The sequence below is a fragment of the Sorangium sp. So ce448 genome (assembly GCF_051520915.1).
Classification (GTDB): Bacteria; Myxococcota_A; Polyangia; order Polyangiales; family Polyangiaceae; genus Sorangium; species Sorangium cellulosum_B.
Map to the genome: position 1 here is coordinate 2,727,067 of NZ_CP150343.1, position 12,829 is coordinate 2,739,895.

General features: G+C 70.6%; 10 protein-coding genes and 1 pseudogene. 6 read left to right on the forward strand and 5 right to left on the reverse strand.

Going from position 1 to position 12,829, the window contains the following annotated elements; genetic code table 11:
* The first annotated feature begins 162 nt into the window (after positions 1 to 162).
* Both kynU and WMF45_RS10570 read left to right on the forward strand, forming a co-directional pair.
* A complete protein-coding gene (gene kynU / locus WMF45_RS10565; RefSeq protein ID WP_437719519.1) occupies positions 163 to 1,428 on the forward strand; it encodes a kynureninase in 1,266 nt (421 codons plus the stop codon).
* A 138-nt stretch (positions 1,429 to 1,566) separates the two neighbouring features.
* Positions 1,567 to 2,106 (forward strand): hypothetical protein, encoded by a 540-nt coding sequence (locus WMF45_RS10570; RefSeq protein WP_437716789.1) that lies wholly within the window; start codon positions 1,567 to 1,569, stop codon positions 2,104 to 2,106.
* 108 nt (positions 2,107 to 2,214) lie between these two features.
* Here the strand turns inward: WMF45_RS10570 and WMF45_RS10575 are convergent, their stop codons facing one another.
* Positions 2,215 to 3,060 (reverse strand): class I SAM-dependent methyltransferase, encoded by an 846-nt coding sequence (locus WMF45_RS10575; protein ID WP_437716790.1) that lies wholly within the window; start codon positions 3,058 to 3,060, stop codon positions 2,215 to 2,217.
* Between the two features lie 73 nt (positions 3,061 to 3,133).
* Here WMF45_RS10575 and WMF45_RS10580 point away from each other — a divergent pair.
* A pseudogene (locus tag WMF45_RS10580) lies at positions 3,134 to 3,247 on the forward strand (MerR family DNA-binding transcriptional regulator); the annotation flags it as partial.
* A gap of 52 nt (positions 3,248 to 3,299) precedes the next feature.
* On the opposite strand, the gene WMF45_RS10585 reads toward WMF45_RS10580, so the two are convergent.
* Positions 3,300 to 4,694 carry a DUF2252 domain-containing protein gene (locus tag WMF45_RS10585; protein ID WP_437716791.1) on the reverse strand — a complete coding sequence of 465 codons (1,395 nt, stop codon included), beginning with the start codon at positions 4,692 to 4,694 and terminating at the stop codon, positions 3,300 to 3,302.
* 422 nt (positions 4,695 to 5,116) lie between these two features.
* On the opposite strand from WMF45_RS10585, the gene WMF45_RS10590 reads away from it, so the two are divergent.
* Positions 5,117 to 5,635 carry a hypothetical protein gene (locus WMF45_RS10590; protein ID WP_437716792.1) on the forward strand — a complete coding sequence of 173 codons (519 nt, stop codon included), beginning with the start codon at positions 5,117 to 5,119 and terminating at the stop codon, positions 5,633 to 5,635.
* 234 nt (positions 5,636 to 5,869) lie between these two features.
* Here WMF45_RS10590 and WMF45_RS10595 read toward each other — a convergent pair whose 3' ends face one another.
* Positions 5,870 to 6,193, reverse strand: coding sequence for an H-type lectin domain-containing protein (locus WMF45_RS10595; RefSeq protein ID WP_437534569.1), 324 nt, complete (start codon positions 6,191 to 6,193; stop codon positions 5,870 to 5,872).
* Positions 6,194 to 6,916: 723 nt separating this feature from the next.
* Here WMF45_RS10595 and WMF45_RS10600 point away from each other — a divergent pair.
* Together WMF45_RS10600 and WMF45_RS10605 are read left to right on the forward strand one after the other, a co-directional pair.
* Positions 6,917 to 8,407, forward strand: coding sequence for a hypothetical protein (locus WMF45_RS10600; RefSeq protein WP_437716793.1), 1,491 nt, complete (start codon positions 6,917 to 6,919; stop codon positions 8,405 to 8,407).
* Between the two features lie 333 nt (positions 8,408 to 8,740).
* Positions 8,741 to 9,928, forward strand: a complete 1,188-nt coding sequence (locus WMF45_RS10605; RefSeq protein ID WP_437716794.1) for a PAS domain-containing protein — start codon at positions 8,741 to 8,743, stop codon at positions 9,926 to 9,928.
* Positions 9,929 to 9,941: 13 nt separating this feature from the next.
* On the opposite strand, the gene WMF45_RS10610 is transcribed toward WMF45_RS10605, so the two are convergent.
* A complete protein-coding gene (locus WMF45_RS10610; RefSeq protein ID WP_437716795.1) occupies positions 9,942 to 10,679 on the reverse strand; it encodes a hypothetical protein in 738 nt (245 codons plus the stop codon).
* Between the two features lie 615 nt (positions 10,680 to 11,294).
* Positions 11,295 to 12,797 (reverse strand): reverse transcriptase family protein, encoded by a 1,503-nt coding sequence (locus WMF45_RS10615; protein WP_437716796.1) that lies wholly within the window; start codon positions 12,795 to 12,797, stop codon positions 11,295 to 11,297.
* Between the last annotated feature and the right edge of the window lie 32 nt (positions 12,798 to 12,829).

Below are 12,829 nucleotides of genomic sequence, written 5' to 3' on the forward strand. Positions count from 1 at the left end.
CACGGGCGACCGGGCCCGCGTGTCGCTTGCAGCTGGATGCCATGCCGCCAGGCGACCGCGGACGGATCGCCCTGCCGCTCACGCTGGCCCCCTGGGCGCGAGTCCGGTCCGTGCCATGCTGCGCACCCTGCCCCGCGGAACCGAAGGACGCCTCACGTGAGCCTGCAGACCACGCGCGACACCTGCCTTGCCCGCGACGCAAGCGACCCGCTGCGCCGCCTGCGCGACGAGTTCGCGCTACCGGACGGTGTGATCTACCTGGACGGCAACTCGCTGGGCGCCCGCCCCAAGGCGTCGCTGGCCCGTGCCAGGGAAGTGATCGAAGCGGAATGGGGCGACGGCTTGATCCGTAGCTGGAACACGGCCGGCTGGGTGCACCTGTCCCGCCGCCTGGGCGACCTCCTGGCTCCGCTGATCGGCGCCGGCAGCGGTGAAGTGGTGGTCACCGACACCACGTCCATCAACCTGTTCAAGGTGCTGGCTGTCGCCCTGCGCCAGCAGCAGAGCAGCGCGCCCGAGCGCCGGGTGCTCGTGTCGGAGCGCGACAACTTCCCCACCGACCTGTACATCGCCGAGGGCCTGACCGAGCTGCTGAAGATGGGCGGCGGCGCAGCCTACGAGCTGCGCCTGATCGACTCGCCCAGGGAATTGCCGCAGGCGATCCGCGACGACGTGGCGGTGCTGATGCTCACCCATGTCAACTACAAGACCGGCACCATGCACGACATGGCCGCCGTCACGGCGCTCGCGCGCGAAGCCGGCGTGCTGACCGTGTGGGACCTGGCGCATTCCGCCGGCGCCGTGCCGGTGGACCTCCACGGCGCCCGCGCCGACTTCGCCGTCGGCTGCACCTACAAGTACCTGAACGGCGGACCCGGCGCGCCGGCCTTCCTGTGGGTGGCGCCGCGTCATCAGAGCCGCTTCGGGCAGCCGCTGTCGGGCTGGTTCGGCCATGCCCGGCAGTTCGCGATGGAACCCGCCTACACCCCCGCCGACGGCATCGGCCGCTTCCTGTGCGGCACCCAGCCGATCACCGCGCTTTCGCTGGTGGAATGCGGGCTTGCCATCTTCCGCCATACCGACATGGCCACGCTGCGCGCCAAGTCGCTGGCGCTGACGGAGCTGTTCATCCAGCTGGTGGAAGCCCGCTGCGGCCAGCATCCGCTGATCCTGGTCACCCCGCGCGACGCCGCCCGTCGCGGCAGCCAGGTCAGCTTCGAGCACCCGCAGGGCTACGCGGTGATGCAGGCGCTGATCGCCCGTGGCGTGATCGGCGACTACCGCGAGCCCCGCATCATGCGCTTCGGCTTCACCCCGCTGTATACCCGCTTCGTCGACGTATGGGATGCGGTGGAAGCGCTGCGCGACCTTCTGGACAGCGGCGCCTGGGACAAGCCGGAATTCCACCAGCGCGGCGCGGTGACCTGATCCTCCCGTGGCCTGGACGGGAAGCCGCCGGGGACGCGCTGGCCCGGCGCTCGCAGCCTGCTGCGATCGGGTAGCATGGGAGGTTCCGAATCGGGCACTCTCGGGCTGCGGGCGAGACATCTCCGAGGAGCACGGCTCATGGGCAAGACGGCCAAACTGTTCTCGGTTCCGAAAGAGCGGCAGATGGAGGCGCTCTGCGCGCGCAGCGCCGAGATACGGGACGAGTTTCGAGCGTGCTTCTCCGTGTCGCCCGGGCACCCGAAGACGCACGAGGAGCCGCGAGAGGCCGAAGCGCCCCATTTCGACGGCCTCTGGGTCTTCGGGGATGGGCCCGGTGTTGTGGTGGACGACACCGGCGCGCACGTCGAAGCCGAGCTCCTCTGCAATCGCGCGCTCGGGGAGCGCTCCTACGTGCAGTACGAGGTCCGCATCGAAGCGCTCGATCTTCGGTACAAGGGCGACTACGCGCCGTATTACAGGAGTCGCGGCAGGATCCTGAAGCACATCGGAAAGCGCCTCGAGCTCTTCTGCGCGTACTCGCTGCTCGAGCTCCACGAGCTGGTGCGGAGCCGCGGGGTCGAGGACACGACGCTCGGCGCGCTCTTCTCGCCCAGGCACGTGAAGGCCATGTTCATGGCGTTTCGCGTGCCGATCCGCTTCACCGGCGACCTTGGTTGAGGTGCGGCCCGGCGCCTCGCGACGCGCGGCATGTCGGTCTCGGCCCGGCGCCGGGCACGGCGCGCCGGGCGACGGTTCGTCATCGACCGGCTGTTCTGCAGGATTTCTCTAGGCGCGCGCGCTCACGAGCCAGCAGGCCGCGGTGAAGCGGGCAGCGCCCTCCTGGACGTACGCGTCGAAGGCAGCGCGAACCGCCTGGGCCGTCCGGGCGCGCGTCGGCTCGTCCGCGTCCCGCAGCGCCTGACCCACCGGTCCGAGCCTGGTGACGTAGGCGAGCAGGTCCTTCTCCGCGACGCCGATCGGCACGTCGATCGAGCGAATGTCGACGTCGGTCCAGCCGCTCGCGTCCAGGATCCGCTGCACCCGCGCTCTGTCCGCGAAGGCGAACGGGCCGGGGGCGTCGGGGTCCGGGACGCGCAAGCTCGGCAGGAGCGGGGCCGCAGCGCGCGCGGCCTCGGTCATGAACGGGTTCTCGTCCGCGCTGCGCCATGCCACGAACGAGAGCTTTGCCTCGCGCCGGGCGGCGCGCCGGATGTTGGCGAACGCCGCCGCGGGATCGTCGAAGAACATCACGCCGAAGCGCGAGATCACCGCGTCGAACGTGGCCTGCTCGAACGCATGGGTCTGCGCGTCCGCCTGGACGAACGCGGCGGACGCCAGCCCCTCGGCGGCGGCGCGTGCCCCGGCGGCCGCCACGAGCGGCCCGGAGATATCCACGCCGAGGCAGAGGCCCGCTGGCCCGAGGCGCCGCGCCATCGCGAGGGACGTGGCGCCCGCGCCGCAGCCGACGTCGAGGACCCGCCGGCCCTCGCCGGGGAAGCCCTCGTCGATGAGCCGCGTCGCGAGCGGCGCCATCATGCCGTCGAGCACTTCCTGCATTTCCACCCAGGTGCGCCCGCTGGCCTCGTTCCACAGCGTGGCCTGGTCGCGATTCGGTTGATGGGCTTCTGACATCGGCGTCTCCTTCGGTTTGCAGTCGGAACTCATGTGCCGTAGTCTGCAAGTTCAAGTCAACTTGAGGTCAAGCGTGAAACAGCTGGACATCGCGGAGGTGGCCCGGCGCTCCGGCGTGCCCGCCTCGACCCTGCGGTTTTACGAGGAGAAGGGGCTGAGCGCGTCCACCGGGCGGCGGGGCTTGCAGGCGCCCCGGCGGCGGTCCGCCTGAGTCTGGCCGGATGCCGCCGCCAGGCCGGTCAGAAGTTGGCGCAGAAGCTCGCGTAATCCAGCGCCACCTGGTCAGCGTAGTCGAGCGCGATCGCGCGGACCTTGGCGCGGAATCCCGTGTGATCGCCGTCGGTGAGCGCGTCGATCTCCCTGTCGACCGAGTCCGGGAACACCGCCGCGTCCCAGTCCTCGTCGGCGCGCGCGTGCTGCGTCGCCAGGATCTCGCCCCACTGCTCTGCGAGGTTGGTGAAGCGGGTCATCGTCGAGAGGTCTGCGGTGTCGAAGGTGTCCTTGTAGGGCGATCGCTCGCGCACGCTGTAGCTCTGGCCGTCGGAGAGCGTCATCCAGCCGAGCAGGTCATCGACGCGGTAGCCGAGCGCCTTGTACGCGAGCACGGTCCGGTACGCCTGGTTGCCGCCGCTCGCCGCGTTCGTCTGCGAGACGGCGGCGGCGGCGATGCCGGCGAACGCGCTCGGCGCGCCCTGGGCCTTGACGTCGAGGAGGCGGTCGTCGTCCTGCCCCGTGGTCGGCCCCTCGATCAGCACATAAAACCGCGTCACGCCGAGCGAGCCAATGCCGCTGTGAAGCCGCTGGGCCACGCCCTTCACCGCGAAGTAGGCGGCCGGCAGCCCGGCGCCGCCGCCGCTCAGGGTGGCGCGATAGGCCGACATGTGGCCCCGGACGTCGGTGTCGACGGCCGCGGTCACCGCGACGAGATCCGGATTGCCCGCCGTGTCGAGCGTGCGCACGCCGCCGACTTTGATCGTGAAATCATCGAGCATCTCGGTCCGGCTGTTCGACGCCTCGACGTCGTCGAGGAAGTCGTCGAGCAGGCCATAGGTGTTGCTCGACGTGAACTTCAGCGTGATCTCCTGGCTGTTCCCGGCGTAGCTCGCGATCGCGTCGAGGTACGCCTCGGTGAACGCGTCGAGGAGCGAGCTCTGGTTGGCGGCGCTGAAGCCGCCGTTTTCGCGCGCGACCAGGGCGAGGCTCGTGGCGAGCCTCCAGACGTCGAGCTGGTAGTCACCGATGACCGCCTCGTCGAAGTCGTTGATGGCATAAACGACGTCGCCCTGGTCGTCATCGAACGAGCCCATGTTGTTGACGTGCATGTCGCCGCCAAGCCACGTCCTGGTGGAGCTCGCGCCGCCATACGTGAGGAGCTGGGACGAGCTGCCGAGATCCTTCCAGTAAAGGTGGTTCGAGCCGCGGAAGAACGTGAACGGGGACGCCTTCATCTCCGCGTATTTCTCGGACCGAGCGCTCGAGGGCAGGCCTGCGCTGGCGCTCGTGATCTCGGCGACGACATAACTCGTGCGGCTCGAGGCCGCCGAGCCGGGGGCGACGGCGAGGGCGATGGCGGAGAAGGCAGCGGCGGCGCAGCCGCGGCGTGTGACGAGCGCTGGAATCGATGGTGTGGACATTGACTTGCTCCTGCGGGCGATCGCGCTGTCGTACGTCGAGCGCGGACTGCACAGCAAGCGCCCGCGCCGGGTGACACGAGCGCGATGCAGTGTCGTCATGCGACCGCCGAGGGAGGGACAACGGTGGTCTCTGGCAGCAGTGGCGACCGGCGCACGCCGCGCCCGGCCTGTGCTGTGCCTCCCGCCGGTCATTCCATCATTCCAGCAGGGTGGGGGAATTCCCACGCCACCCAACACAGGGCGCCGGCAGGGGGGCGGGACCGCTTCCCGTCGTCAGGCGGTGCGTGCGCAGGCGGCACCCTGCTCGGCAGAGCGCGGGGTGCTCCCCGGGGTGGCGGGATCGAGGCGCGTACCACGTTGTGGCCTGCTACCGTCGCGCTCGAGGCGAGCGCAGGCAGGAACGGGAGCGGGAAGAGGCCAAGTTGAAGCAGGGAGTGGAAGGAGTGGAAGAGGAGCGGCGGGCGGCCCAGGAGCGTGTGTCGCGGAGGCTGGGGGCGATTGCGGCCGTCGCCGCTGCGGCGGTGATGGCGACGATCGTCGTCTGGGCGCTGGAGCAGCGCGGCGCGGCACGGAATGCGGAGGCTGCAGCGCGAAGGGCGGAGGATGCGCAGCGAGAGGCGGCGGCCCAGGCGGCGCGAGCGCGAGCTTCTTCGCTGATGGCCGGCGCTCGTGAGCTGCTGGCGCGAAACCAGCCGGAGTCAGCGGTGCAGCTGCTGCTCGAGGTAAGGGACGCGGACGGAGTACGTGGCTGGACCGATCTGACACGTGATGTGCTGGCCTCGGCATCCTTCGATGCCCACGATGCGCGGCCATGGGGGCGACGTGTTGGTTGCCGATTCCAGCCCCGATGGGCGGCGCATCGTCACCGCCTCGAGCGACGAGACCGCGCGGGGGTGGAACGCGGCCCTTCGCGCCGCCACCAGCGACTGCATTTCTCCTGAAATGAGCCGGACCTACCTCGACGAGGGCGACGAAGACGCCCGTCTGGGCTACGAGTCCTGCGAGCGCTCGCCGGGTCCCGTTCTACGCAGACGTTGACCTGCCGTGAGCTGCAAGGGTGCCTGCTCGACATCGACCGGCCGGCCGGCAGCGAATCGGGCAGCTGCGGGACCCGCCGGTCGTAGAAGGACGCGGGGACGGGCTCGTCGGGAAGCACGCCTACGACGGGCGGCGCTCTAGGTGCCGAGCGCGATCCAGTTGACGTCGACGCCGTGCACCTGGCTGCCGAACCAGGTGCTGAGCAGCACCGTGAAGCCGGCGCGATCGATGTGGCGCGCGCGCACGCGCACGCGCACCGCGTCGCTGCCTTCCACGTCCAGACCGGCGATGCCGATGTGCACGACCGGCGGGCTGTTGAACTCGCGCTCGAACTCGACGCGTGCCGAGAACTCCCGATCGATGCCCTCGCTGGGCGGTCCGAGCAGGTTCCAGTGCGGCTGCGCCTTGCCAAAGTGGTTCGTGCCGGCGAGCATCTGCAGAGGGGTCACGGCGGTCGTCATGGCGGCGCATCGGAGTCGAGGCGCCGAGCCGGGTCAATCGCCTTTGCACGAGGCCCCTCGCGAGCCGGTGGACGACACGCGACGGAAACTCGGGAGATCACCGGAGCGCCTCGTGAGCGCTCCCGGCGCGCCGCCAGGTCGTGCTCCGCGGTGGATGCTCGGCAAGCGAGGAGCGCCTGCCCATGCTCGCGATCGAGCGCTCGCGCCGAGGCGCTGCGCGATCTCCTTGCGCAGGGAGTCCGGCGTGTCGCTGGGCGCATGGCGGCTGACGATGTCAACCCGCACGGTGGGGCGAGATGGCCCTGGATCGGCCAACCCTCTCTAGCACTCCCTACCTGCTCAGCGACATCGTCGGGCTGGCGTGCGAACGGCCGCTCGCCGGCGCTCGCCCCGTTTCCCCCGCATGGGCGTCGATCGCGCGGAAAATCGATACGGCTCGCCGGAATGCCGCCGGCGCATTCAACACGCGTTGGATTTGCGCTCCTATTTTTCTCACATCGGGAGCCGGTCACTCAGCGTGGATCCTGCGGTAGCCTGCGCGCGCATGCGGAAGGGCGAGCGGCGTTCGCGATCGCACGGCACGAGATCCAGGCCGTTCGCCTGGCCCCCGAGCACACCGAGCAGAGCGCGACGCAGGATGGAGCGTGGCGCGAAGAGAGAGGTTGAACCACACCTCCACGGCGCATTGACCCACCCGAATGCCGCTGGCACCCTGCCGCCTCCATGAACGCTGCCCTCAGCACCCTGGAGCTCCTGCTCGCGGACGCGACCGAGCTCCGCCCCACCCTCGCGGCGGGCCTGCCCGAGGTGACGGCGGGCATTGCGCCGCGGCCGGACAAGACGTCTCGTCGTGTGGACGCGCTCGTGCGCGAGATGCCGGACGCAGATCCCAACGATCTCGCCCTCCAGCGCTGGTCGGTGATCGCGCCCGAAGGCGCGCTGGGCGACGAGGCGCTCGAGGCGATCGCGCCGCTCCTCCGGCTCCGGGAGGCGGAGCAGGGGGCGCCCGTGAGACCCTACCGCGTCAAGCCTGGAATGGACATGGCCGAAGCGGCCCGCTGGAAGACCGATGTGCTGCGCGACGAGTCGATTCCGGAGGAGGAGAGGCCCCGGTATCTGCTCCTCCTCGGGGATCTCGACGCCGTCTCCGCCGAGCTCCAGCACGTCCTCGCCAACGGCGCGTTCGTCGGCCGCCTCCACATCGCGGGCGCCGACGGCAAGCCGGATCCCAGCGGCTATGCCGCGTACGCAGACAAGGTGGTGCGCTGGGGCAAGGAGCCTTCTGGCCACGACCGGCCCGATGCGCTGTTCTTCGTCGCGGACGACGGCACCGCCGCTACCCAGCTCGGCCGCAGCCTGCTCATCGCGCCTTGCGTCGCGATGGCGCAGAGGCAAGGCAGGCGACCGTTCCCGGCCGCGAACGTCGTCGAGATCCCCGGCGCCGGCAGCGCAGACGATCTCCTCCGCGCGGGGAGCACGCCGAGGCCTTCCGTGCTCCTGTCCGTGAGCCACGGGCTCGGCCGGCCCCGCGGCGGGTGGGCCTCCGTCGATCAGCAGCGCGCGCTCCAGGGGGCGCTGCTCGTGGGCGCACAGGGCAGCTCCGCGCCGCTGCTCACGGCGGACATGCTGCAACACGCGCCCTTCCTCCCAGGCGGCCTGTGGTTCTGTCTGGCCTGCTTCGGGGCCGGGACGCCGAAGGAGAGCGCGTTCTATCCCTGGCTCTCGCTCCTCGCGCGCGAGGGCGCCTACGGCGGCCAGGTCCAGCGGGTGCTGGCGAGCTTGCCTCAGGGCGGCGAGCGTCCGTTCCTCGCCGCGCTGCCGCAGGCCGCGCTCCGGAATCCAGAGGGGCCGCTCTCGGTGATAGCGCACCTGGATCTGGCCTGGACCTTTGGCTTCGTCGATCCCAGCAGGATGACCCAGAGCCGCGCCTCCCGGATCTTTGGCAGCATCCAGGCCATGGCCCGCGGCAGCCGCGCCGGCGTGGCGCTCGACGCGCTGATGCGCTCCTACCGCGAGGTCAACGATGAGCTGCTCGCCGGCTACCACGCCGAGGAGGACGCGCGCGCGTGGAAACGGCCCTCCCCGGTCGATCCCATGCAGCGCGGCAGCGCCTTCATGCTGCGCAACGATCTGCGGGGTTATGTGCTCCTCGGCGATCCCGCGGCGCGGCTGCCCCTGAAGGGGAGCCAGGCCCCGCACCCGACAGCGCCGTAGTCGGCAATCGCGAACCCGGCGCGCGCGTCGCTCTCCTGACTCGCGCAGATGCGAGCACGCCCACGCTTACGACGTACTCCACAGCCGTGGATGGGAACGCCGTGGACGGGCAGAGTCCTGGGCCTTCATGGTCTGTCGCTCTACACGCGAACCAGGCCCAGTCCGTCCAGCGCCGCTCGCCCGTCCGTCACTCACGGAACCTCCGATGTGAGGGACGGTGGCTTTCGTCGCGGGCACCGGCGCGCGCCGTAGACAAGGCGCTGAAGCACAGGCATCTTCGACGATGCGGCATGGTGCGTCTGCTGCGCCGCACGGGCCGCGGGGGAGGTATGGATGCACGCAAACTTGGATTCATTTCCTGAACCGCTCGCGGTGCTCGACGCGAACCTCCGGTTGCGGGAGGCCAACCTGGCCTGGCGCAACGCGTTCGGAGAGGCGGCGCTGCTTGTGCCCGAGGCGGAGGAGGCCGCTCGCGCGGTGCTCGGCGGGGTCCAGAGCCGGGCGGAGATCGACGCCACGGCGGGCAGCGGGGCGAGCCCGCAGCGCTGGACGCTCCTGCGGTGCTCGAGATCCGAGGGAGAGCCGCTCGTCTTCGTCCACGCTCATGCGGCCGACGACGCCGCGCAGCGCCGCCGCGAGGAGGCGCTCGCCGAGGAGCTGGAGCTCCTGCGCAACTTCATCGATCTCGCGCCCAACCTCATGTTCATCAAGGACCGGCGCAGCCGCTTCGTCATGGCGAACAGCGCCCTCGCGAGCTGCTACGGGATGACGCCGGCGCAGGTCGTCCACGCGTCCCAGCACGAGCTCACCACGAGCGCGGACGAGGCCTCGGGCTTCACCAGCGTCGACCGGCAGGTCATCGACACGGGACAACCCGCCGTCATCGAGGAGAAGGAGACGCGGCCGAACGGCGATGTGCACTGGTACGAGACGGTCAAGAAGCCCATCCTCCGCAGGAGCGGCGAGGTGCAGGTCGCCTGCTTCTGCGTGGATGTCACCGAGCGCCAGCGGGCGCAGGACGCGCTCCAGAGCTCGGCGCGCGAGCTCGAGGCCATGGCCGCGGCGGCCCGGCGCGAGGCGGACGAGAAGTCGGCGCTCGCGGCGGAGCTCGACCGGAGGCTCGCCGTCATCCAGGCGCAGCACCGGCAGATCCTGGCGCTCTCCGCGCCCATCCTGGAGGTCGCAGATGGCGTCGTCGGCGTGCCGCTCATCGGCGCCATGGATGAGGAGCGGACGGCGACGCTCACCGAGCGCCTTCTCAACATCATCGCGACGCGGCAGGTGCGCAGCGTCGTGCTCGACCTCTCGGCGCTCGAGACGATCGACACGCGCACCGCCGATCGGCTGGTCGGCATCGTCCGCGCGATAGGCCTGCTCGGCGCGCGCGCGGCGATCACGGGGATCCAGCCGGCGGTCGCGCACACGATCACCTCGCTGGGCATCGATCTGTCGAGCATGGTCACGATGCGCACCCCGAAGGACGCGATCCGCCTCTTCTCGACGCCCGGCCCAGCCCGCTAGTCCGGCGGGCGCGTCACATCGGCTCTTGAAGGTCCTTGTAGCTCGGCAGTCCGCCGAAGTTGAACCCGATGCCGAAGTTGTAGACGAGCCCCCGGCCCTCGAGGCTCTTCATCATCGTGAGCTCCGGGTGGATCGCGAAGTTGTCGGAGGTCCGGAACTGGAACCCGAGGCTGCCTCGGAGGAGGAGGCCATCCGCGCTCGAAGCGGCCTCGCCGTCGTCCACGATATTGCCCGAGGCGAGGCCGTAGGTGATGCCAGGGGTCACCACGATCGAGAACCAGTCCGTCGGGTTCACGCCGAGCATCACCGGCGCGTGAAGGTAGACGATGTGGACCGACGCCTCGTCGGACGCGAGGTAGAAGTACTGAACCCCTGGATCGACGGCGAGATCAAAGACGCCGCGGACCGGGTTCACCTTGAGATCGACGCCGAACGAGCTGAGGTTATGGACGTGGGCGCCGACGTCGAGGATGTCCGTCAAGCCGGAACGGAGCTGATACGAGGGCAGCGTCGGCATGAACCCGCTGGTCGTCCTCCTCCTCGCCTCCGCCTGGCCGGTCTCTGGATTCACCTCGTCCTCGGTGATCTCGCCGATGTAGCCGAAGCTTTCGAGTGACACCGAATGCGCGACCTTGCCGGGCGCCACGGTCCGCGGGGTTCCGTAGGAGTTCGGGTTGGGGCAGCCCGAGAGCAGGGCGCCGAAGAGCAGGACGGCCGGAAGCGCAAGGAGCCGAGCAGAGGGCTTTCGCATAGCCGATCATCCTATCCATTCCACACTCGCGATGTCCAGGCACCTCGCGGGGAAAGCAGCATTGCAGCGGCATGGCCTCACGCATCGTTCTCGCATTCGCATGGTTCGCGCACGCCAGGTGCCGCCCGTTCGGCGCTGTCTCGGGTGTCCTGGAGCAGCGTGGGAGCGCTGTTGTCTCATCGCGCAACGGCCGTGATGGGTCGATTCGCCGCTCCCTTGTCGAGATCGGGCCATGGAGCGTATACGTCGGCGGCATCTCGCTCCTTCCTTGCCACCCGCGACGGCGTGAACCTGCAGTACCTCGAAGCTGGCAGAGGCCTCTGGTCATGAACCCGGGATGGTCACAGACGGCGATCATGGTCGCGCAGCAAGTCGAGGCATTCTCGCGCCACCACCGCGTCATCGCGCTGGAGTTGCGAGGGCACGAGACTCGGACAAGCTGTCGTACGGCGACCGGATGGCGCGCGCCGAGCCGGCGTTGGACCTCGACATCGAGACCGGGCGAGTCACGGTGCGAGACGAGGGGAGAGGCGCTTCCTGGACGGTCGGCGCGCCGGTGGCGCTCGTGGGGGCGCCGTCGTCGGCATCGCAGATCGAACGACCAGCGCCCTTGCGCTACGTGAGCACGGGGCGCGCGTCGGGAGAGCCCGCCTCGCCGGCCGGCGTGGGCTGGTTCCGCTCGAGGGCCTCGATGCGCCCGAGGAACGCGCGCCCCTTGGCCGGATCCGTCATGTACACGAACGCCGCGAGCCCCTTGAGCTGCGCGAGCGTCTCGCCCTTGCCCGGCCTCCCGAGCTCCCGGTTGCGGATCGCCGCGCGCAGCGCGCGCACCCGCTCGCGCGGGACCCGCGCCTCCGGCGCCCCCTCGCTCGCCTGGTTGACGACGAGGCCTGTCACCTTCTGCCGGCTGCCCCTGCGCATCACCACGGTCTTGCTCGGGTGCAGCCGGAAGCCCTCCGAGCTCAGGATCTCCCGGAGCCCGCGGAGCAGCGCGCCCACCGGCGCGCGCGGCCGCGCGGCGCCGGCGAGGCCGGGCGCCTCGGGCGCGCGGAAGGAGAACGTGAGATCGTCAGCATACCGCGTGTAACGAAGCCCCAGCTTGCGGGCGAGGCCGGACGCGCGCCGATCGAGCCGCAGGCAGATCGCGTTCGTGATCGCCGGGGAGGTGGGCGCGCCCTGCGGGAGCACGCGCGGGCCCGTCGCCACGTAGAGCGTCTGCCCTCGGAACTGCACGACGTCCCGCGGCGCCTCCGTCGAGAGGAGCGCCACCAGCGTCGCGGGACCCTCGGCCACGCCCGCCTTGCGGAGCAGGCCGCGCACCCGGCGCCACGTGATCGTCGGGAAGAAGTCCTTGATGTCCACCTTGACGATCGTGTCGGCGCCGGCGTGCGCGGCGGCGTTCGTGACGATGGATCGGCTCGCCAGGAAGCCGTGCGCCGCGGCGTGGACCGGCAGCTTCTCGAACAGGTTGCGGAGCGCCCAGCGCTGCGCGCGCTTCAGGTCCCGCTTCGGCGACGAGATGGTGCGCGCGCTGCCGTCGCGCTTCGGGATGTGCCACCGCCGGTAATGGGTGCCCGTGTCGACCTCGCGGTGGTACGCGAGCCAGCGGAGCCGCGGGATCGACAGCCCCAGCGCGCTCGCGAGCTCGGCCGCGCCCGGCAGGTCGGGGAGGCCGTGCGCCCGCGCGCGCTCGCTCAGCCCGGGCACATCGAGCCTGTCCGGCCCGCCACGGTCGCTCCAGTGCACGCCCGCGCCGAGGTGATTGACGTGCGTGGCGACGTAGGCCTCCCAGGCCAGGCGGCGCAGCGAGCGGCGCTCCCTGGCCTCGACCTTCTTGCGCTCCTTCCACTGGGCGCGCTCCCTGTCGGACATCGCCTTGGGATCGCCGGTCGCGAGGGCGCCCTTCGACGTGAGCTCCGCGCTCACCCACGCGTCGATCCCGCCCGCCTCGTCGATCGCCTTCCAGCGGGCGACGCGCTCCTCGTGGGCCAGCCGGCGCGCTTCTGCGCCTGCGGCGGCGTGGAAGCGCGCCGCCGCGCCGCCGGGGGCAGGCGGCGTCGTGATGGGGAGAACGACGGGGGCTCGGGCTTGAACGGTCGCGTCGATCTTCGCGGTCATGTCTCGGTGGGAGCGTGGTGGTGAGTCACGAT

Coding starts and splice junctions, on each gene's coding strand:
- WMF45_RS10615 (WP_437716796.1), bottom strand. CDS start 12,797: ATGACCGCGAAGATCGACGCGACCGTTCAAGCCCGAGCCCCCGTCGTT.
- WMF45_RS10605 (WP_437716794.1), top strand. CDS start 8,741: ATGCACGCAAACTTGGATTCATTTCCTGAACCGCTCGCGGTGCTCGAC.
- WMF45_RS10600 (WP_437716793.1), top strand. CDS start 6,917: ATGAACGCTGCCCTCAGCACCCTGGAGCTCCTGCTCGCGGACGCGACC.
- WMF45_RS10575 (WP_437716790.1), bottom strand. CDS start 3,060: ATGTCAGAAGCCCATCAACCGAATCGCGACCAGGCCACGCTGTGGAAC.
- WMF45_RS10585 (WP_437716791.1), bottom strand. CDS start 4,694: ATGTCCACACCATCGATTCCAGCGCTCGTCACACGCCGCGGCTGCGCC.
- WMF45_RS10610 (WP_437716795.1), bottom strand. CDS start 10,679: ATGCGAAAGCCCTCTGCTCGGCTCCTTGCGCTTCCGGCCGTCCTGCTC.
- WMF45_RS10570 (WP_437716789.1), top strand. CDS start 1,567: ATGGGCAAGACGGCCAAACTGTTCTCGGTTCCGAAAGAGCGGCAGATG.
- WMF45_RS10595 (WP_437534569.1), bottom strand. CDS start 6,193: ATGACGACCGCCGTGACCCCTCTGCAGATGCTCGCCGGCACGAACCAC.